22 protein-coding genes are annotated in these 20,487 nt (G+C 45.8%); 14 read left to right on the top strand and 8 right to left on the bottom strand.

The window, feature by feature from the left end:
- The first annotated feature begins 9 nt into the window (after positions 1–9).
- The 3 genes from speE (at position 10) to DLM76_RS17485 (ending at position 2,266) form a co-directional block, all read left to right on the top strand.
- The gene (gene speE, locus DLM76_RS17495; protein ID WP_100746198.1) at positions 10–852 is read left to right on the top strand and encodes a polyamine aminopropyltransferase; all 843 of its coding nucleotides are present in this window, start codon (positions 10–12) and stop codon (positions 850–852) included.
- 21 nt (positions 853–873) lie between these two features.
- Positions 874–1,692: an orotidine-5'-phosphate decarboxylase gene (gene pyrF / locus DLM76_RS17490; protein ID WP_118957032.1), complete on the top strand. Its 819-nt coding sequence runs from the start codon at positions 874–876 to the stop codon at positions 1,690–1,692.
- Between the two features lie 127 nt (positions 1,693–1,819).
- Positions 1,820–2,266 (top strand): hypothetical protein, encoded by a 447-nt coding sequence (locus DLM76_RS17485; RefSeq protein WP_425528937.1) that lies wholly within the window; start codon positions 1,820–1,822, stop codon positions 2,264–2,266.
- Positions 2,267–2,360: 94 nt separating this feature from the next.
- Here the strand turns inward: DLM76_RS17485 and DLM76_RS17480 are convergent, their stop codons facing one another.
- Entirely contained in the window at positions 2,361–3,104 is a 744-nt protein-coding gene (locus tag DLM76_RS17480) for a hypothetical protein (RefSeq protein WP_147455805.1), read from the bottom strand.
- Positions 3,105–3,829: 725 nt separating this feature from the next.
- Between DLM76_RS17480 and DLM76_RS17475 the strand changes: the two genes are divergently transcribed.
- The 7 genes from DLM76_RS17475 (at position 3,830) to DLM76_RS17445 (ending at position 10,280) form a co-directional block, all read left to right on the top strand.
- Positions 3,830–4,288 carry a YqaA family protein gene (locus DLM76_RS17475; RefSeq protein WP_118965997.1) on the top strand — a complete coding sequence of 153 codons (459 nt, stop codon included), beginning with the start codon at positions 3,830–3,832 and terminating at the stop codon, positions 4,286–4,288.
- Between the two features lie 116 nt (positions 4,289–4,404).
- Entirely contained in the window at positions 4,405–5,673 is a 1,269-nt protein-coding gene (locus tag DLM76_RS17470) for an NAD(P)/FAD-dependent oxidoreductase (protein ID WP_118965996.1), read from the top strand.
- A complete protein-coding gene (locus tag DLM76_RS17465) occupies positions 5,670–6,446 on the top strand; it encodes a DUF1365 domain-containing protein (protein WP_118966091.1) in 777 nt (258 codons plus the stop codon). Before DLM76_RS17470 ends, DLM76_RS17465 begins: the two co-directional genes overlap by 4 nt.
- Positions 6,430–7,734: an SAM-dependent methyltransferase gene (locus DLM76_RS17460; protein ID WP_118965995.1), complete on the top strand. Its 1,305-nt coding sequence runs from the start codon at positions 6,430–6,432 to the stop codon at positions 7,732–7,734. The genes DLM76_RS17465 and DLM76_RS17460 overlap by 17 nt, the downstream gene beginning before the upstream one ends.
- A gap of 43 nt (positions 7,735–7,777) precedes the next feature.
- Entirely contained in the window at positions 7,778–8,296 is a 519-nt protein-coding gene (locus DLM76_RS17455) for a DUF2062 domain-containing protein (protein ID WP_118957040.1), read from the top strand.
- A 26-nt stretch (positions 8,297–8,322) separates the two neighbouring features.
- On the top strand, positions 8,323–9,114 hold the full coding sequence (locus tag DLM76_RS17450; protein WP_118965994.1) for a DUF1295 domain-containing protein: 792 nt from the start codon (positions 8,323–8,325) through the stop codon (positions 9,112–9,114).
- A gap of 134 nt (positions 9,115–9,248) precedes the next feature.
- Positions 9,249–10,280, top strand: coding sequence for an SAM-dependent methyltransferase (locus DLM76_RS17445; protein WP_118965993.1), 1,032 nt, complete (start codon positions 9,249–9,251; stop codon positions 10,278–10,280).
- A 166-nt stretch (positions 10,281–10,446) separates the two neighbouring features.
- Here the strand turns inward: DLM76_RS17445 and DLM76_RS17440 are convergent, their stop codons facing one another.
- The 6 genes from DLM76_RS17440 to DLM76_RS17415 form a co-directional block, all read right to left on the bottom strand.
- Entirely contained in the window at positions 10,447–11,202 is a 756-nt protein-coding gene (locus DLM76_RS17440; RefSeq protein WP_118957043.1) for a hypothetical protein, read from the bottom strand.
- A gap of 9 nt (positions 11,203–11,211) precedes the next feature.
- Entirely contained in the window at positions 11,212–11,418 is a 207-nt protein-coding gene (locus DLM76_RS17435) for a hypothetical protein (protein ID WP_118957044.1), read from the bottom strand.
- 54 nt (positions 11,419–11,472) lie between these two features.
- The gene (locus DLM76_RS17430; RefSeq protein WP_241548282.1) at positions 11,473–12,078 is read right to left on the bottom strand and encodes a hypothetical protein; all 606 of its coding nucleotides are present in this window, start codon (positions 12,076–12,078) and stop codon (positions 11,473–11,475) included.
- Positions 12,062–13,186 (bottom strand): KamA family radical SAM protein, encoded by a 1,125-nt coding sequence (locus DLM76_RS17425; protein ID WP_118966089.1) that lies wholly within the window; start codon positions 13,184–13,186, stop codon positions 12,062–12,064. Before DLM76_RS17425 ends, DLM76_RS17430 begins: the two co-directional genes overlap by 17 nt.
- Before the next feature lie 306 nt (positions 13,187–13,492).
- The gene (locus DLM76_RS17420; protein WP_118965992.1) at positions 13,493–13,816 is read right to left on the bottom strand and encodes a hypothetical protein; all 324 of its coding nucleotides are present in this window, start codon (positions 13,814–13,816) and stop codon (positions 13,493–13,495) included.
- A gap of 80 nt (positions 13,817–13,896) precedes the next feature.
- The gene (locus tag DLM76_RS17415; protein ID WP_118965991.1) at positions 13,897–14,808 is read right to left on the bottom strand and encodes a phosphate ABC transporter substrate-binding protein; all 912 of its coding nucleotides are present in this window, start codon (positions 14,806–14,808) and stop codon (positions 13,897–13,899) included.
- 524 nt (positions 14,809–15,332) lie between these two features.
- Between DLM76_RS17415 and efp the strand changes: the two genes are divergently transcribed.
- From efp to DLM76_RS17390, 4 genes are read left to right on the top strand one after another with little or no spacing between them, the layout of a single operon-like run.
- A complete protein-coding gene (efp, locus tag DLM76_RS17405; RefSeq protein ID WP_020772460.1) occupies positions 15,333–15,899 on the top strand; it encodes an elongation factor P in 567 nt (188 codons plus the stop codon).
- 18 nt (positions 15,900–15,917) lie between these two features.
- Positions 15,918–16,451, top strand: a complete 534-nt coding sequence (locus DLM76_RS17400) for a 1,2-dihydroxy-3-keto-5-methylthiopentene dioxygenase (protein ID WP_118957048.1) — start codon at positions 15,918–15,920, stop codon at positions 16,449–16,451.
- 1 nt (position 16,452) lies between these two features.
- Positions 16,453–17,199, top strand: a complete 747-nt coding sequence (mtnB, locus tag DLM76_RS17395; RefSeq protein WP_118965989.1) for a methylthioribulose 1-phosphate dehydratase — start codon at positions 16,453–16,455, stop codon at positions 17,197–17,199.
- A 12-nt stretch (positions 17,200–17,211) separates the two neighbouring features.
- Positions 17,212–17,919 carry an SDR family oxidoreductase gene (locus DLM76_RS17390; protein WP_118965988.1) on the top strand — a complete coding sequence of 236 codons (708 nt, stop codon included), beginning with the start codon at positions 17,212–17,214 and terminating at the stop codon, positions 17,917–17,919.
- 11 nt (positions 17,920–17,930) lie between these two features.
- Here the strand turns inward: DLM76_RS17390 and DLM76_RS17385 are convergent, their stop codons facing one another.
- Positions 17,931–20,483 carry a histidine kinase N-terminal 7TM domain-containing protein gene (locus tag DLM76_RS17385; protein ID WP_118957051.1) on the bottom strand — a complete coding sequence of 851 codons (2,553 nt, stop codon included), beginning with the start codon at positions 20,481–20,483 and terminating at the stop codon, positions 17,931–17,933.
- Positions 20,484–20,487: the final 4 nt, after the last annotated feature.

The raw sequence follows: 20,487 nt of genomic DNA, 5'->3' as shown, positions 1-20,487 counted from the left end.
GGAAAATTGATGGAACTTTGGTTAGACGAAGCATTAGAGCTTAAAAACGGACGCGCATTAAAGATTAAGGTAAAGGAGTTTCTGCATTCCAGAACCACTCCTTTCCAAAAGATCGACGTATTTGAATCGGTAGGTTTCGGAAGAATGTTCACTCTCGACGGAGTGGTCATGATGACCGAAGCCGACGAGTTCGCTTATCACGAGATGATCGTTCACGTTCCTATGATGAGCCACCCGAACCCGGAAAAGGTTCTGGTGATCGGAGGAGGAGACGGGGGAACGGTTCGTGAAGTCCTCAAACATCCTTCCGTAAAGGAAGTTCACCTTTGCGAGATCGACAAAGGCGTCATCGACGTATGTTACGAGTATTTTCCCGAAATCGCGAACGCGATGAAGGATCCTCGCGTAAAACACGCTTACGAAGACGGCGCGAAATACGTGAAGGACTATCAGAATTACTTCGATTGCATTATGGTCGATTCATCGGATCCCGTAGGCCCGGCGGAAGTTCTTTTTAAAAGACCTTTCTACGAAACGATGGCCAACTGTTTGAAAGAAGGCGGGATTTGTACGACGCAAGGGGAAAGTTTTTACTATCACGGACCGATCATCCGCGAGTTGTTCAACTTCATTCCTGAAATTTTCAAACACTGCGGTTACTATTACACGGTGGTTCCGACATATCCTTCCGGGATCATCGGATTTACCTATTGCTCCAAAGGTCCGGACCCTTACACGGTGGTTCCCGATCCTAAGAGAGTTCCGCAAGGATTGAAGTATTATTCTGCAGAAATGCACAAGGCTGCATTCGTGCTTCCTCAGTTCGCGCAGAAACATATCGTTCGCAAATAAACGTCTTACCGGGGAGGGAATATGAATTTCCAAAGTAAATTCCTGACCCGGAGCCAATCTCTCCGATCGCTTCTTTGTGTCGGACTTGATCCCGACTACTGTAAACTTCCCGAAACGATCAAACGAAGTCCCGAACCTCTCGTGCATTTTTGCAGGGAGATCATCGACGCGACGGCTCCGTATGCGGTCGCATATAAACCGAACATCGCGTTCTTTGAAGTCTTCGGTTCTTCGGGCATCCGTCAGTTCGAGAAAGTGATCGGACATCTCAAAAGCAATTATCCGCATATCCCGATCGTAGCCGACATCAAACGAGGAGATCTGGATAATACCGCGAGACAATACGCGCGTTATTACTTCGGAGATCTGCAGGTGGACAGCCTAACGTTGTCTCCTTATATGGGCCTTGATTCTCTTCGTCCTTTTTTAGAATATCAAGATCATCTCGTATTCTGGTTGTGTTTGACTTCCAATCCCGACGCCAATCAGTTTCAGAAAAAACGATTCTCCGAAACCGGACGCACTTTGTATGAAGAAGTCGCGTATGTAGCGAGTTCGATTTCTCCTTTGAACTTGGGCTTTGTCGTAGGCGCGACCAATCCGACCGAACTCGGAAATCTTCGCAGACAAAACCCGGATCGAGTTTTTTTGATTCCGGGTTTCGGGGCGCAAGGAGCCAAACTCGAAGACTTATTGCCCGTTTGCGGCCGTTCTTCCTTGATCAATTCGTCCAGAGGGATTCACTTCGCGTCGAACGGACTCGACTTCGCGACGCGCGCGGGTCAAGAAGCGGAGAAGATTCACAAGATGATGCAGTCTCAACTCGCTCATCTTTCCTAACCTCGAACCGTTTCTTCAAGATCTCTCTTCCCATCGCATTCAAAAATTTTAAAATTCCACCCGCAAAGAGTTGGATTTCATTCGATTGATGATAGGATACGTTGAATCCTGCGGCGAGGTCGGCGTGATGAAATCTTTTTCTTTTCGAGGACGATCGATCCTTCTTATATCGTTCGTTTTTTGTTTTGTCATTTTTTATCCGAATGGATCTCTCGTTGCGGAAGATGTAAGGGAGAATCCAAGTTGTCCTCCGGCGGATCGAGGGGATCTTGTTTTGAACCTGCATCTGTTTTGCAAAGAGAAGAAGATCGAAATTCTTACCGTAAATTTGAACAAGGACAAGATTCGAATTTTAGGAATCGAAAAAGAATCCAAACGTTCCACGACCGTTAAGATCGAAATCTCCGAAAAAGAATTCGGAAGAATCTTTTCCGGTTCTATGGAATACCGACTCGTGGAGCGTTCTTCCGGTCCGGGGCTGTATTGCCAGCCGTATGTAAAAACGTATCGAATTCCGAAACGGTATCAGCGCTGCGTTCGTACGATCGAGATCCCAGACCCTCAATTGGAATAAGCAGATCGTGTTTTTCCGATGCAACGATCTCAAAAGACCGTGAGAAGAGATCGTTTGCGATCGCGATCTCTTTTGATTGAACCGAAGGGTCTTTTTAAAACGAAGTCGAACCCGCGGTCGATTCCTCTTTTTTGGGAGGTTCGGTTGTTTCATCTCCGCCGCCGAAATGGAAGCCGAGTCCAATCATACCGGAATAATCGTTGTAATTGATTTTCATTTCGCGACTGTAATAACGATTGATTGCGGAACCCTCGGCTTCCGTAAAAACGAAAAACCGGTCGAAGTTGAGTTTAAAACCCAAACGGGCAAATCCCCGATACGAAGCGAATCTGTCGAACCCGGTGGTTCCGGCTCCGATCGAGATATACGGGTCGAACGTCTTGCCCGGTCTCATGTGAAACGTCGGCCCGATGTCCAAAAAGGTCATGGAAAAATTATTTCTTTCCTGAAACCGATTATCCTCGAGCGCGCCGTTGAAAAAAATCTGATTGGAGATGTCCCGCATATTGCTGTTGATGTTATAACCCGCCTGAAGAAGCAGAATAGGAAAGGAATCCTCCCAACGATCCGGAATGTTTAGGGAAAAGATTTTACGAGTGAGTCCGAATTCGAATCCGAAATATCGCGGATTGTATTCCGCCGAAACTCGATAGTTGTTCGTTTGACCTCTATTTTCATTGTATCGCGCTTCGTTTGCCTCGCCTAAGCCTCCGCCCGCTTTTAAACTCCAAGGGGCATACTGCGAATTCGATTCCGTTTCCCCTTCGGCAAAAACGGTCGCGCCGGGGTATAAGGCGCAAGCCAGAAACATTAGTAAAATTGAATATTTTTCTTTCATACAGAACTCACTTTGTTGATTGATGCCGCTAGGACCGAAAGGGTTTCAAAAAAAGTTTCAATCAAAAGCTTGTTTTTCGAGATGAATCCGTTGCAGATGATAATTTAGGAACGATATAAGTTGGTAGTTGTTCGTTTCGCCTTTGTTTTCCCTGTATTCGGTTTCTCCTATCCTCCGGCCTTCAGTGACCAAGGCGCAAATTGAGCGTCGGGCTTAGAATTCCATTGTGCGAAAAGGGAAGGGCCGGTAAACATTGTACAAGCAAGTTAAATTAGTAAAATGGAATATTCCTTTTTCATTGATCGGTTTCTCCTTTAACGGTGCCGCTGGGGCTGTAAGAAGTTCCGAACCTTTCCCATTCCCAAAAAACGGATTCTATCAGAGGATAAAATTCTGAAATATCCGGCTTGAAATCCGCTTGATCGCAGTGAACTTGATACTTTATGCGGCATTGAATAAGAATTGATTCGAAACCATCCGATCCCTTTTAACTTGCTTCCGAAAAAATGTCTTCCTCCGAAGCGGAATCGGATAGAATCAATTTTTATCAACGTTCTCTTGAATACGGGTAAGACCCGCGAGGAAAGAGTAAGTTTCCAGGCAAACAGAAGAAGCGCCTGGCTTGTGATTTCTCCTCGATGGAAATCGTTAAAAAATCAACGACGGAAATTTCGATTTCGAAAACTCTGGAAACCGATTTCAAATATTGAAGGTCGGGGATCGAATTGGAACTTGCTCTTTGGGAAAGTCTTTCTAAGCTCATTCCGCTCTATGGCGGTCCGGGTCTCGCAGTTGTTTCCTTCGCCGCCGCGACTATCTTCCCGTTCAGCTCCGAAGCGGCGCTCGCACTCGCGATTGTATCCGGACTTCCCCCGCTCGAAGCGGTGATTTGGGCTTCGTTCGGAAATTGTGGGGCCTGCCTTTTCAATTACGGACTCGGTTACGGATCGGAAACGTTTGTTCACAAAAGGCTCGATTCTTCTCCTCTATTTCATACGCTTTTCGAAAGAATGCAAAGCATGGGATGGCCGATTCTATTCCTATCGTTCTTACCGGTGATCGGCGATCCAATCACGATCCTTTCCGGCTTTTTTAAACAAAGATTGCTTTTGTTCGTGAGTGTAGTGTTCACTCTACGGATCGTTCGTTACATTCTTCTCGCGTACTTCTTCTTAAAAGTGTAATCATATTTTTGTAATCCCATACACTTGTTTGTTACGGACTTACAAGCGAACAAATTGTCATCTGTCAAAAACTTTTTTTCACATCCGAACGGGTCCGCGCTGTCTATAATACCAAAATGAAAAAAGAATCTCTTGCGATAGTCGGAACGGGAATATCGGGAATGGGCTGCGCTTATTTTTTACAAAAGGATTTCGAGCTTACAATCTATGAAAAGGATTCGTATATCGGAGGTCATACTAATACCGTAGACGTCGACGAGGACGGTAAAACGATTCCGATCGACACCGGATTTATCGTGTTCAATCACGTGACCTATCCGAATTTAAAACGTCTTTTCGAGGAGCTGCAGGTTCCCACGAAAAAGACTTCGATGTCTTTCAGTGTGCAACACGTCGCAAAAGGACTTGAGTTTTGCGGTTCAGGAATCGGCGGACTTTTTGCGCAGAAAAGAAACTTTTTGAACCCGCGATTCTTGCGACTTTTGTACAATATAAACCGATTTAACAACGAAGCGCCTCGAATTTTAGAAGATTCAAAATATCTACATTACGCTTTGGACGAATACATTGAAGCGGAAGGGTATCATCGGGATCTTCTGGAATATTATCTCGTTCCGATGAGTTCCGCGGTCTGGTCCACGCCCGACGATCGAATGGAAATCTTTCCCGCATACGCGCTGGTTCGTTTTTTTCTGAATCACGGGTTTATGGGTTTAAATACGCAGCATCAATGGTATACGGTTCACGGCGGATCGAAGGAATACGTAAAACGTCTGACCGCGCCGTTTCTAGATCGGATTTATACGAAAACGGCGGTTCGCTCGGTTGAACCCGAGGGTAAGAAGGTTCGCATAACACTGAATAACGGGCAATCGAATCTTTTTGATAAGGCGATTCTCGCGACGCATGCCGACACTTCGTTAAAGCTTTTGAAAAAACCTTCTTCTTTGCAAAAAGAACTTCTCAAAGAATTTGAATACCAGAAGAATATCGCGACCCTGCACACGGACCGAAGTTTTATGCCGAAAAAGAAACTCGCCTGGTCTTCCTGGAATTACCGGATGCAGAACGTGGAAGGAAGGATGAAAGCGTTCACCGTTTATTGGATGAATTGTCTGCAGGGTGTGAGCGACAAAAAGGATTATTTCGTATCCATCAACGATCCGGGGACCGTCGATCCTAAAAAGGTCATTCAAGAAATTGAATATCATCATCCTCTCTTCACTGTCGGTTCTTTTCGGGCACAGGCGCGTCTTCCCGAACTCAACAGAGAAGGAAATGTTTTCTTTTGCGGGAGTTATTTTCGGAACGGATTCCACGAAGACGGACTTTGGTCGGCGAGAATGTTGAGCGAAACCCTTTTGAACCGGAGCGTTTGGGATTGAATTCCTGCATCTTTCAGGCAAAGGTGATGCACGATCGACGCTTCCCGAAGCGAAATCGTTTCCAATACGGTATTTTTACGTTTGCACTCGATCTGGACGAACTCGAGGAATTGAATTCGAAGTTTCGTTGTTTCGGTTTTGAAAAACGGGCCTTATTCCGTTTTTCAAAGGCGGATCATCTCGATTTCGGAAAGAGGAACGTCAAAGAAAATATATTAGAATATTTGCAATCGAATGGAATCACGGACCCGATTGCTAAAGTGATTTTGGTTACGAATCTAAGAGTAACGGGATACGTCTTCAATCCGGTGTCGTTTTATTTTTTTTACGGACCGGAGGATTCTCCCGTTTGTGCGGTGGCGGAAGTGGGAAATACGTTCGGAGAACAAAAACCGTTCCTGCTCGGAAAGGAAACTTGGAAGGACGGCGCTTTTCGGATGAAAACCGGAAAGTTCTTTTATGTTTCTCCCTTTGTCGGATTAAAGTCCGAATTCGAATTCGTTCTGAAACCGACGAACGACGGGTTGAACATTCGAATCGACGCCTTGGAAGAAGGACAGACCGTGATGGTGACCACATACGTCGGAAAAAAGCTGGAGTTTAACGATTGGAATCTGATCTTTCTATTCTTCCGTTATCCGCTGGTTACGGTTCAAGTGATCGCTTTGATTCATTGGCAGGCCTTCAAGTTATATCTGAAAGGTCTTCCTTATATTCGAAAAGATGAAAATATAAATTTGCAAAAAGGAGTTCACATTGGAAAGAACCACTGAATCCGAAATCAAGTTTCCAGATTCGGGAATCGAAATCCCTTCCTCCGAATCGAATTCTTTTAAATTTTATAGGGGCGTGTTTTTCAAAGCGCTTTCCAAAATGCGAAAGGGTTCGATCCGATTGGTCCTTCCGAACGGGGAAAAAGCGTATCTAGGCAATCCCGAAAGCGACGATCCGACCGAGTTTCACAAAGGGATCATTCACATTCACAATCCGGTTTTTTTTAAAAAGACCGTGTTAAACGGGGACCTCGGTTTTTCCGAATCGTATATGGACGGGGATTGGGACACGGACGATATACGGGGGATCATTTCCTGGTTTCTGTACAATTTGGAGGATTCTCCTTCCGTGAGCGGAAGCAGGAATCGCTTCGCACATTTGAGTTGGACCAATCTCGGAAGCAGACTTCTGCATCTCTTTCGAAGAAACTCGATCGCGGGAAGTAAAAAGAATATCGTGGAACATTACGATCTTGGAAACGATTTTTATAATAAGTTTCTCGATCCTACGATGACGTATTCCTGCGCTTATTTTAAAACGATGGAAGAATCTTTGGAAAAGGCGCAACTTGCAAAGCTTGAAATCCTTTGTAAGAAACTTCGATTGCAAGAATCCGATCATCTTTTGGAAATCGGAACGGGATGGGCCGGGTTGTCGACCTATGCCGCGAAACAGTACGGCTGCAAGGTGACGACCTATACGATTTCGGAAGAACAATATCGTTATGCGAACGAAAAAATCCGCAAAGAACATCTATCAGATCGTATCGAGGTTCGTCTTGCGGATTACCGCAAAGTGGAAGGGCAGTACGATAAACTTGTAACGGTCGAGATGTTGGAGGCAGTGGGGCATGAATATTTCGAGGACTTCTTCGCGATGTGCAATCGCGTTTTGAAGAAGGACGGAATCATGGCGCATCAGATCATCACGTCTCCCGATTCGCGCTATGAATCCTTCCGCAAAGGAGTGGATTTCATTCAGAAACATATCTTTCCGGGTTCTCTTTTGCCCTCGATCGCGAGAATCAACCAAGCGATCAATCGAACGAGCGACTTTCATCTGCATTCTTTGGAGGATATCGGAATCAAATACGATCATACTCTGATGACTTGGTTGAAAGGGTTCGATTCCAATATCGCTCTGATCCGCGACATGGGTTTTGACGAATCCTTTATCCGTAAATGGAGATATTACTTTTCTTATTGCGCGGCCGCCTTTTCGATGAGAAATATCAGCGTCGTTCAAGTCGTTTATACAAGACCGAACAACTTGAGTCTGCGCTCTTAATCGATCGGATCAGAGGAACTCGGTGGAAAAAGAAACAACCTCGATGAATGCGGATCATACTGGAACGAAACGGAAACCGATTTTCCATTTTCTCAAACACTTTTCCCCGAAGAACGTGATGGACATCATCAAGAGGGAACTGAAATCGGGAATCACACCCGAAAAGATTTCTTTGAGTATCGTCGTAGGTGCGGGAATCGGCGTCTTTCCTCTGATCGGAACGACGATGACTTTGTGCGGGATTGCGGGCGTTCTGCTTCGTTTGAATCCTGTTTCGATTCAGCTCGCCAATTATCTCGTGTATCCTCTGCAGATTCTTTTGATCTTTCCGTTTTTAAAAACGGGATCGGCCGCTACGGGAACCTCTCTCAATTTGGATTGGGCGGAAACTATTTCCGTGGATAACGTTTCCGCAATCGCAAAAGGAATCTTCGACGTCGCGGGTTTTGCCGTATTGGGTTGGTTGATCTGGGTGCCGGGAATTTCGCTGGTTCTATATTTTCTGCTTCTGCCTTTTATGAAGAAGGCGAGCAAATTGTTTCAATCCAAAAAAGATCGATAACGTTTTCGAAAGGATGCTGCATTAAAATGATATTACAAATTCTTACTTTGATGTTAAGCGCATGGGGCGTGGTCGCCGTTTTGATGTCGCTTCTTTGGTGGATCGGTAAAAAGGCGAAGAATTATGCGATCGTCGACGTGGGCTGGGGACTTTGTATTTCGACCGCCGCGATCGTTTATTATTGGTTAGGCGACGGATTTCCGCTCCGCACCGCGCAGATCACTTCGATCGTCGCGTTTTGGGGTTGGAGACTTTCTCTTTTTATCCTGGTCACGCGCGTTTTCAAAGGTCACGAAGACGCTCGTTACACCGCCTTTCGCGCGGATTACGGCGACCAAGTCGATCGCAAGTTCTTTACCAATATCTTTCAGTTTCAGGGAATTCTCGCGGTGTTGTTGAGTATTCCGTTCGTGTTCCCGAACTTAAACGATAATCCGAATCCAAGCGATTTTGAACTCGCGGGGCTTGCGCTTTTCGTTTTGGCGGTGATCGGAGAATCGTGGGCGGATTTTCAGTTGAACGAATTTAAAAAGAATCCGAGCAACCAAGGAAAAGTCTGCGACGTCGGACTCTGGAAGTATTCCCGTCATCCGAATTATTTCTTTGAGTGGTTGATCTGGGTCGCTTTCGGTTTGTTTGCGCTCGGTTCTCCGTTCGGGTGGATCGGTTTGATTTCTCCGATCGTTATGTTGATTCTTTTGACCAAAGTCACGGGCGTTCCGTTGAACGAGGTCGGTCAGTTGAAATCCAAAGGCGATCTTTATCGGGAATACATGCGGAAGACGAACGCATTCTTCCCCTGGTTCCCGAAGGCTTGATCGAGTCGAAATGATCGTCTCGCGTTCGGTCTTTTTTAGTCCGATTCGTATTTCGATGGATCGGATTGGAACGGACGGATGAGTAAAGTAGAATTAGAAAAATTGAATCTTTTAAATAGGAATGGAGCCTCGCAATGAAGTGGATGTATGATCTGATGGAAAAGGATGTTTTTCCCGATTGGCTGATCCGTTTTCAAATTCGCCGACTTCTGAAACAAAGACTCGAGCAGGAAGATCAGGGTTCTCTGGAAGCCGATCAGAAACGATTGATTTCCTACGTGGAAACGCTTAAAAAATCCCCGATCGCCGTTCATACTTCCGCGGCAAACGAACAACACTACGAGGTTCCGGCCGATTTTTTTAAGCTCGTAATGGGAAAACACATGAAATACAGTTCGGGTTATTGGGAAAATCCGAACGTTTCTTTTGATGAATCCGAGCGAAGAATGCTCGAGATCACTTGTCAACGGGCCAAGATCGAAAACGGTATGAGTGTATTGGATCTCGGCTGCGGTTGGGGTTCTCTATCGTTGTATCTCGCGGAAAACTTTCCGAAATCATCGATTACCGGCGTTTCCAATTCCAAAAGCCAGAAGAAATATATAGACGAACAGGCAAAGAAACGCGGTCTGAAAAACCTAACGATTCTTACCGCCGATATGAACGAGTTTCGGATTTCGAAAAAGTTCGATCGTCTCGTTTCGGTGGAAATGCTGGAACACATGAAGAACTACGAAAAGCTCTTCGAGAAGTTCGCTTCCTTTCTCAAGCCGAAGGGTTACTTCTTCGTTCATATTTTTACGCATCACAAATATGCGTATGCGTTCGAAGTCGTGGACGATACGGACTGGATGTCCAAATATTTCTTTACCGGCGGTCAAATGCCTTCTCACGATCTGTTTTTATACTTTCAAAAAGATTTTCAAATTCGGGATCAGTGGGTCGTCAACGGGAAACACTACGCGCTCACTTCCGAAGCGTGGCTGAAGGGAATGGTTCGGAACCGCGATGAAATCTTGGAAATCTTTTCCAAAACGTACGGGAAGAATCAGGCCTTAAAGTGGTTCGTTTATTGGAAGGTGTTCTTTCTTGCCTGTGCCGAACTCTGGAAATACAAGAATGGAGAAGAATGGATCGTCTCCCATTATCTGTTCTCGAAACGTTAGACGAAATAAGAAGAGTTTGACTCCGAGTCGTACGATCGCTTGAATTTCAGGAAGTCAAAAGCGATTATACGCACGATTTTTAATCGTTCCGACAAATCCTCTCGAACAATGAAGGATGTTTTTGAAAGCAATGGGCTTTCAGAAAACCCATCGGATTCCGCGGATTTTAGTAATTCAGTTTGAGAATCTTGATTTCCTTTTCTTCGAAACGAATCGTATCCTTGAGGGTCTGGAACTTTTCGGCGGAAAAAGGATTTTGATGATTTCGAATCTCCGTCTTCAACTTTAGAATTTCCTCATAGAGTCCGAGGATTTCCAAAGTGTTTTCGTTCGCTTCCTTGCGATAGAGTTCGCGCACCATCGAAATCAATCGCGTCGGGATATCGGCGTGAACCACTTCGATCCAACTCAAATCTTCGATCTCGCGGAACATCCAATTCTGAAGATACAGAGCCACGAGTCTTTCCATTCTCATGATCTCTTCTTTCGTGCTGCGGGGAGAAATACTTTTATAAAAACGATATCGTTTTCTGAGATGTTTACCGGCGGCCACCGAATCGATGGGCTGGTTCTTGAGTTTCGTCCATTCTCCCATTAAGGAAGGGAAGGATTCTTTGCCGTAGAAAGGTTCGCCAAGTTCACAGATGTGGACCGCCGAAGGTTCGAATACTCTGAGTCTTGCAAGAAATGAATCCGTGTCCGCCGTGACGAGATGCACCGGTGCGATCTCTTCCAATGGACTTAGAATCGCGTTGATCTCTCTCAAAAACGTGCTTTTGAGTTGATCGCTCGGATCGGCCAAAAGAAAAAAATTATAGTCGGACGAATCTCTGAAATCTCCCCTTTGTCTGGATCCGTAAAAAAGGACCTCAAACGGTTTTAGGGAAAATACGGTTTGCAGATTTTGTTTGATCGACTCCATCTTCCCTCTCTATTCAAAAAATAATTTCATTCGTGATAAATTCTCTAGAATCGCGTCGTATGCCCGGTCTCTTTCTTCCGGATTTCGAAACGGTAAGGATTTGATATGGTTGAGATCGTTGTAGATAATCTCGATGGCGTTGGAAGAGGGGCTCTTTTTGATCGTGGATATATAATCCAGGTTGATGATTTCAGAATCTCCCAGCTTCAACCACATACCAGATCCTTGCAAAGGATAGGATACGGACCTGTACCGAATCGGTCAAGAAGACTAAAAAATTCTGAGACCTTTGCGGATATTTTCATGAAATTCTTTTCCAAGGGCGGCCGGGGATTCTCCCGAATCGTTTTTGGAAAGAGTTTCAAAGACGAAAATGAAGGATTCTTTCTGCCATTCCCAGCGGATATAATATTTCCCGTTATGAATTCCGGTTAAAACGCTGGCCCTTGAGTCGTTGGGCATGGAAAAATATTGATATTGCTTATTCTTAAGCGAACCGAGTTCGTCGGCGGTCAGGATATGTTTGAAATCGATCTGATTGTCTTCGGTATAGGAGGAAGCGCGAATTCGATCGAATTTGTGCGCCGACGAATGGATCGAAAAGTCGTAAAAAAGTCCTCTCGCAAACAACCTGCCCGATTCGTAAAGGGTGATCCCTTCGGAAGTATCATAAACCACGTCGTAATTGAGCCGGAGGTAACGGGGAGTTTCCGCCGAGGAAGCCGTTCCCTTGCTTTCCTGAGTTTTGCATTGCAACGTAACCGCAAAGAAGATCACGAACAAGATCGCGAGAAACAGGCCGATCCAGGTTTCCGAAACGGCTTGGCGGAGGGATTCTCCCGTGAAAAACGCACTTCGCTTAATAACTGATTTCATAGAGTTCGTCCTGATAGTTCCGGAATACGTACGAATGATCCGTCTTTTCCGCGAGATAATCGGTCGGAAGAGGAACCTTGCCCCCGCCTCCGGTCAAGTCGACCACGTAGAGAGGAACGGAAAGCCCCGAAATTCTTCCCCGAATCTGCTTCATGATTTCGACGCCCTTGGAGATCTCGACCCGGAATCCGCCGCTTCCCCAAACCTCGTCGCACTGATGGAGGTAGTAGGGTTTGATCCCGATCGCGGTCAATCCGTAGAACAAGTCCTTCAGAGTTTCGGCGGAATCGTTGATCCCTTTGAGCAGAACTCCTTGGTTCAAGACCATCACGTTTCCTTCCTGGATCAGAAGCGCGATTCTTTCCTTTACCAAAGGCGTGATTTCTTTCGGATGATTGAAATGCGTTACGAGATAAATCGGAAAGTGCTTTTTCAACACAGCGCATAACGAAGCGTCGATGCGCATCGGAAGCGTCACAGGATATCGGGAATGAATCCGTACCTGATTGATATGCGAAATGGATTTTAATTCTCCCAAGAGATAATCCAATTTATCGTCCGAAAGATTGAGAGGATCTCCTCCCGATAAAATCACTTCCTTGATTTCCGGGTGCGATCGAAAGTAAGCAAGAGCCTGATCCCATTCTTCTTTGCCCGGAGTGTGAAAGGATTTACTGACCTTTCGTTTGCGCGTGCAGAATCTGCAATACACGGCGCATACGTGCGATAAGTACCAAAGAGCGCGATCGGGATAACGGTGCGTAACGCCTTTGACGGGCATGTGCGATTCTTCGGCGAGAGGGTCCTGTCTTTCAAAACCGTTTCGGATTAATTCTTCCTTGTGCGGAACGATCTGCAAACGGATCGGACAATTCGGATCTTTTGGATCCGCGAGACGTAAGTAATACGGAGTAACCGAAAATTCGAAGAACTCGGAACAAGCGTCGAAGGAAAGTTTTTCCGTCTGCGTCAACTCGAGATGTTCGGACAACTCGCTTTGTGTTTTGATGCGATTTTGAATCTGCCACTTCCAATGCAGCCATTGAGGAGAAGTTGTTTCCGAGCCGAAGGAAGGAGATAAAAGATTTGTGAATGAAGAATTAGACAGAGGTTTGACCCCGAGAAACGGTTCTACTGAAATCCTGCGATGAGAACTCCTTGCGTCAACCAAGAAGTGAAATCCCTTCTTTCTAAAAAAAACCGGAAGTAGGACTTTCGAAACCTCTTCCGGCAATCGTTTTCTATTGCATCTCCGATTGGGAAATTCTCACTTTTTTAGGAGATTCAGGACAAGAATGAGAAGAATCCGAAGTGGAGATTCTGTTTACATTCGTGGATGAAATTCTTTTTGCCCAAAGAACGTCCATCCGTGAACGGGGAGACTTACTCCCTCGATACAGAATTGAATGTGTCCTTAAACAGCCGTCGGAGGAGGTAGAGAAAGGTAACGAAAGGAAAGAGAACCTCTACCGGATATGATTTCGATTTTTGGAACGGAATGGGTAGGTAAGAATTTACCGGAGAAAGAATCGATTCTTAAGAAATCGACAAGCCCTTTATCGTCGTCTCCCGAAGAGAGATTTTTGGTAAAGGGATTGGAAACCTGTTGAATGGTTCTGGATTGGGCCTTGACTCGAACGACCGGTTTGTAGGATTCCAATCGGCTTTCCGCAAAACTATCCGCAAGAAAACATCCTGCGACCAGTAACGCGACGACTGCGAGTATAGCACGGCCCATATCGATTTATTAGATCCCGAGAATGCCGAAAATCAATCGTTTTCTGCGAAAAAAATCCCGGGATTTTTTCGTTTTTTATCCTATTTTTTGACTTCCACTTCCACAGTAGGAAGGGTTCCTCTCAAATACCCGCTTTTGAGGATCGTCTTTTGTCCGTCTTCGCTCGTAACATACGTGATGAAGTCGTCGATCTTTTGTCCGTGATCGGAAAGATAAAAGAGATACAATCCGCGGGAAAGTTCGTATTTTCGATTATATACGTTTTCGATGCTCGGAACCACGAACGGTTCCTTTCCACTCAAGGAATATTCCAGCGCGCGAACGCGTCCCTTATTTTCGAAGAGGGCGCTTCCCATTCCCATAAACCCGATCGTGTTTTGGTTTCCGTCGATTGCGGCGGCCATTGCGTCGTTGTCCGCGACCACCTTGGCGGTCTTTGCGTAACCGACGTTCTTTCTCGCTTCAAAGTTCTTCATTCCCAAATCCTTTTGTTTCAGGACGTGGGTTTCAAAGTAAGCGGCCGTTCCCGATTTATCGTTTCGAATTACCACGTCGATCTTCCCCGGTTTCCCACCGACCTTGGACCAATCGGTAATTTCTCCCGCGAATATTTTAGAAGCGTTTTCCAGGCTGATCTTGCGAACCGGATTGGATGGATGAACGATGATTGCGATTCCGTCGTAGGCGACCGCGAGGGATTCGAACTTTCCTTTGGAATCGAATTCCTTCAGTTCGGTTTCGGTCAGAGGTCTGCTCGCCGCGGCGATATCCGTTTTACCTTGAAATAACTTTTCGATTCCTTCGATCGAACCTCCGCCGTGAACTACGACTTGGACTCCGGAGTTTTTGCGGGAATATTCCAATCCGATCATCTGCAACATTACGTGCATCGTTTCCGAACCCGTGACGGTGATTGTTTCTTTCGGTTTGCAATTTCCTGTAAATGCCGCAGCAAGGATGACCGCGGATAGAATTATGGATCTTAATTTCATACGTCTGCTTTTACGTTCCTATGGAATTCTCCGGGAGCTTGCCGTTTGCATCCAAAAAGTCTATTACAATTCGCGCGTGAATTATTACAAATTGATACGGCCGTCCGGGCGCGTTCGAAGCAATCCAGTCGAACGCTTCCAAACTCAAATTTTGCTTCCGGATGGGTCCCCGTTCGATCGATTGCGGATCGTTCTAAAAGCTCAGCCGAACCAGTGGCCGGGTTGGATTTGGGTTTGAGACATTTCTTAGATTCGGGTTGCGGTTTCCGGTTTATTTTTCCGCTTTGTTTTCTTAGCGTCGGTTTGTGATTTCTGGTGTGTTTCTAATTGTTTTCCAATCGGTTCTTATTTCTTAGCTTCGCTTGATGAGTTTGAGTTTCTTAGCGTCGCTAAGAGCCAATCGCTTTTCGCTCCGCGGCTTTTGGCCACAACGCTCCCTATGGGTCGCGTTGTGGGTTCTTTTTCTTGACAGGGGGCCAGTTTGAAAAGAAATAGAAGGAGGTAAATTATTCTTAGGAAATTCCATGACTCTTGGCATCACAGAAGTAAAAAAAGGTATGGTTCTCAAAGTGGAAGGGGATCTTTATTCGGTAGTCAAAACCGAATTCGTAAACCCGGGAAAGGGTTCTGCGTTTATCAGAACCAAACTCAAGAATCTCACCAGAAACAGCTCGATCGAACGCACCTTCAAGGCGGCGGAAAAACTGGAAAGCGTCGAGTTGGAAAAAAGAAACATGACCATCTGCTACACGGAAGGCGACGACATCATCTTCATGGATTCCAACGACTTCGAACAGATGCCGGTGTCTAAAGAATATGTGGAAGATATTCTTCCGTTCCTAAAGGAAGAAACCGCGATGGAAGTTACGTTCTACGAAGGCAAACCGATCGGAGTCATTCCTCCGAACTTCTCCATCTTGCAAGTTACCTATGCGGAAGAAGGTCTCAAAGGGGACACTTCCGGTACGGCTCAAAAAAGAGTCACCGTCGAAACCGGCGGAGAAATCAACGTTCCGATTTTCGTAAAGCAGGGCGACGTTATAAAGATAGACCTGCGCGATCTCACTTACGTAGAAAGGGTCAACAAATAACAATCTGCGGAGGTATCTATGGCAACGATAGTAAGACAAAACGGACAAGCTCCGATTCAGGAAAAGAACGAAGTAAAATCCTTTCTCAAAGAGAGAGGAATCGACTACGATCATTGGGCGGTTCCGGCTAACGCGGCAAATCTTACCGATAAGGAAGTGTTGGCCGATACGGAAAAAGAAGAACTTCTGAAAAAACTGGACGATCGTTTTGAAACTCTCAAGGCCAAAGAAGGTTATCAATCCCGCGATTTGATCGTGCTTCATCCGAACGTTTCCGGTTTGAACGAGATGCTCGCGAAATTCGACCGAGTTCATTATCACACGGACGAAGAGGTTCGATACATCGTGGACGGATCGGGGGTATTCGGTTTCGCGTTAAAGGGCGAGAAGTTTCTCGTTCACGTTTATAAGGACGACTTCATCTCCGTTCCAAGAAACACGAACCACTGGTTTTATCTCGACGATAAAAAAAGAATCAAAGCGGTTCGTTACTTTCAGGATATGAGCGGCTGGGTTCCGAACTACGTGGAAGAAACGAACACTCTGGACTGATATGTCCGTTAAAAAACAATTGGAGCGGCTCTCGGAATTGGGAGCCGTCTATCACAAAAACGGATGGATGCCCGGAACCGCCGGGAATCTTTCCATTCGTGTTCCGGAAGAATCCGGGTTTTGGGTCAGCGGTAGCGGACTCGACAAAAATCTTCTCAACAAACGCAATTTTCTCTACGTGGATTTGGAATCGGGAAAACCGGTGGATTCCAAAAATTCCAAGGCGACCAAAGGATTAAAACCGAGCGCAGAAACCTCGATCCATCGCGCCGTATATCGCGCGCTAGACGGGGTTGCCTGCGGTCTGCATGTTCACACCCTTGAATCGAATTTAATCCGCGCGAACACTTCCAAAAACGAACCTATAGCTCTGCTTGAACTTCCCGCAATCGAAATCCTGAAGGCGTACGGAATCTGGGAGGAGAATCCCAAGGTTTACGTTCCCGTAATATACAATTTTCCGAATGTACAAGACATTTCCGATTGTTTGGAAAAGTATCTCAAGGAATACAAACCCAGAGTCCCATTCTGCATCATAGAAAAACACGGGATTACCGTTTGGGGTAAGGATACGGTTCAGGCGAATCGGAATCTGGAAGCGACGGACTTTATCCTCAAATACATGGTATCTTGGAAAAATCTTTCCTATCCGGGAGAAACGAAAAATCTGCCTACCGACGCATCGGAACTGGATCGTCAGGAAGTATTCTCCACCGAATTTCCGGTTTATCCCGCGACTTTCTCTTAAGGGGAGAATTCTTTGTCCTCCGAAAAAGAATCAAAGCCCATCCTTGTAGCCGGGGCCGGCTCGGGAATCGGAAAATCCGTATTAGAAAACTTGAATTTACTTTCGAGGGACGCGATCGGGATTTCCCGAACCGGCGCCGTGTGGAAAAACGCAGGCAACGGGAGTCCGTTCGAATACGGAAAGAATTTTCAATGCAATCTTTCCAGGCAATCCGAGGTTCTCGAGTTCGTGGGCGCTCTGAAGTCCCAGGTGAATTCCTTGTCCGGCGTCTATTTCACCTTCGGAAGCGGACTTTTTAAATCCGTGGATCAAATCGCATTAGAAGAATGGAATGCACATTTCGTTCTCAATCTGAATTCTCTCTTTTTGCTCACCAAAGAGATTCTACCGCTGTTGCGGGCCGGTTCCTTTTTGTGTTATCTTTCTTCCACCGCGGGCTATCAGGGTTTTCCGAACTCGACTGCGTATTGTGCGAGCCGTCATGCGATCGCGGGTTTTGCAAAGGCTCTGCGGGAAGAATTAAAATCACAGGGAATTCGGGTCATTACGGTTTATCCCGGAGCGGTTTATACGGATATCTGGAAGGGAAGAGAGGGATTCGAACAGGACGACATGATCCCCGTGGACGATTTCGGGAAATGGCTCGCTACTTTGGCGACTCTTCCCGATGCGGTCTATCCGGACGAGATCCGATTATTGCCGCGCAAAGGAATTTTGTAAAACTGGAATATTCAGTTTTTATGATGTATTAACGGTAGTTTTACCGTAAATACCGTTTTTCCCGGCTCGGATTCGTAGGAAATCGTTCCCTTATGTTTTTCGACGATTTTCAGGCAAATATCCAAGCCGAGTCCGCTTCCTTCTCCCGGAGGTTTGGTCGTAAAGAACGGATCGAAGATTTTCTCTCGCAAAGAATCCGGAATCCCCGGTCCCGAGTCTTCCACTTGAACCACCGCAAAACCGTTCTCTTTGTTCCCGCTGATATTGAGCTTACCGGAATAATTCATCGCTTGCACGGCGTTCATGATGAGGTTCGTCCAGAGATGGAGCAGGTCGTCCCGGTAAATCGGAATTTTCGGAAGTTCCTCGAAGTTCACGGAAAGATCCACTCCGTGGCGGAACAGGTTTTGATAAAGAGCGAGAACGATTTCCACATTCTCCCGTAAATTCGATTCTTCTAATACGCTTTTGCTTTCAAAATGCGCCAAGCTTTTCAAAGCGTACAGAATTTTGGAGGACCGTTCGACTGCGGTTTGGATCGTCTGAGAATTTCTTTCCGGTCCCAAAAGATCCGTGATCAATTCCAAAATCGGAATCGCTTCCTTGTGTTTGAGAAGTTCGATATATTCCTCTTCTCTTCCGTAAAGACCGCATTCGAGCGCGACCTCGCAGAGTTCGTTGGAAGGCGACGAGATGCCGAGTTCTTCCAGATTCGCCCGGACTTCTTTTATCCTTTTCCTTCTTTCCAAACCCAAGACAAGGTCGGAGTGAGTTCCCGCGACGTCGATTAACGAGGAAATCTGATCGCGTATCCGTTCGGGTAATTTTTTCAAAAGGCGGAAATAGTCCTTCGATTTTTCCCGAAAGGATTTGGTGTAGTGTTGAATGTTTTGGTTGGAAGCGAGAATGGCGCCTAACGGGTTGTTGATTTCGTGTGCGATTCCCGAAACGAGTTGTCCTAAGTCCGCGAGCTTTGCGGTTTGAACGAGTTGCGCCTGCGTCTTGGTGAGAGTGTCGATGATCTGTTCGAGTTCCTTTTTTTGATCCTCGATCATCTGATTCTTTTTGGTGATTTCCTCGTTGGCGGTTTTGAGATTCGCGATTTCGTTTTCCGCATTGTAAACGTCCGTCAAATCCGCGCCCGCCGTGATGATGTAATTCGTTCTCCCGTTTTTATCCTTGATCTCCCGGTTTTCCCATTGGATCACCTTCCGTTCTTTGAATTTACCGATCCATTGTTCCTGGGTTTTCGGAAGAAACTTTCCTCGGATCATTCTAAGATACACTTTCTTGATCGATTCTTTCTTGTGCGGTTCCACGAAGATGTCCCAGAACGCGTGGCCTTTGACCTCGTCCGAACGGTAACCGAACGCGTTTTCGCAGGCCTTGTTGAATCGAAGAATTCTTCCTTCGCGGTCGAGGGCGACGAATAGAACCCGTGTCGAATCCAAAATCATATTCAGGAAGTTCTTTTCCTCGATGGCTCGTTCCTCGCCTAACTTGCGTTCCGTGATATTTCTCAGGGAAAGAATCCAGAAATCGCTCCGTTCCGACTGATTGGAAAAATTTCTGAGAATAACTTCGTAATACCGAAGTTCTCCTTTGATGAACAGCCTCAGATCGGGGATCGAGTCGATTTCGTTTCGTTTGTATTTCTCGATAAGATAGTTCAAATCGGGATACACTTCCTTCAAAGTGATTCCTGCGGTGTTCAATTGTCCTAGGAAGAGATTGATCGCCGCTTCGTTGTAATCGAGAATAATATTTGTTTTATCTAATATAAGAATTCCGTCTTGGATCAGATTGAAAACCTTGTCCCTGGCGACTGGAATCAGATCCATCATTTTGAAGTAAAAAAGACCGTAAGCCCATACGAGGGAAGTCACGCATCCGGTGATCGGAAAAACGTCCAAATGAGGATTGATGAACGGGAATAAACCGGCGACGGTCATCAATCCTCCGAGAAACGGAAAAAGGATTCCCACTAAAAGGAGAAACATCTGTGCTTTGCGGAATCCGGTCAGCGTAAAGAACTTCCAGATAAGAATCCCTATGACTGCGGTTTGCGATCCGAGATAATAAACGATGAACAACTTCATCCAAGGGCCGTAATCGTATGTGAGAGCTTTCCAAGAAGTATCGGTAAGAAACCGAACGTTCGTCCGGATCAGTTCTGGCCGATAACCGGACCACAAAAGCAGTTCGTTGGAAATCGGAAATAGAACTAGGAATACACTCAAAGGGAAACGAAAGAGGAAGTTTAGAGAAGTGATTCTCGGGATAAAGAAGGAAATTCCGATCACGATGATATCGTTGCCGATAAACTGAAAGTCGTCCCAGAATAAGATCCACTTTTCGTTTCGAGAAAGAATCTCGAAAAAACTGCCTAAGGAATATAGGGCGAAACCGCATATAACGAAAAGGAATTCTTTGCTTCCCTGTACTTTAAGATTTTTGTATGTGATGTATAGATTAAACGAGAAGACTAGGAACGAAAAACCGGAATAGAACGCAAACGGGGACCAGGAGAGATCCATTGTTTCGTGCAGAGGCGGTAGATTCATTGGC

Source organism: Leptospira yasudae (assembly GCF_003545925.1).
Lineage (GTDB): Bacteria > Spirochaetota > Leptospiria > Leptospirales > Leptospiraceae > Leptospira > Leptospira yasudae.
This window is presented reverse-complemented; position numbering and strand designations above follow the sequence as displayed.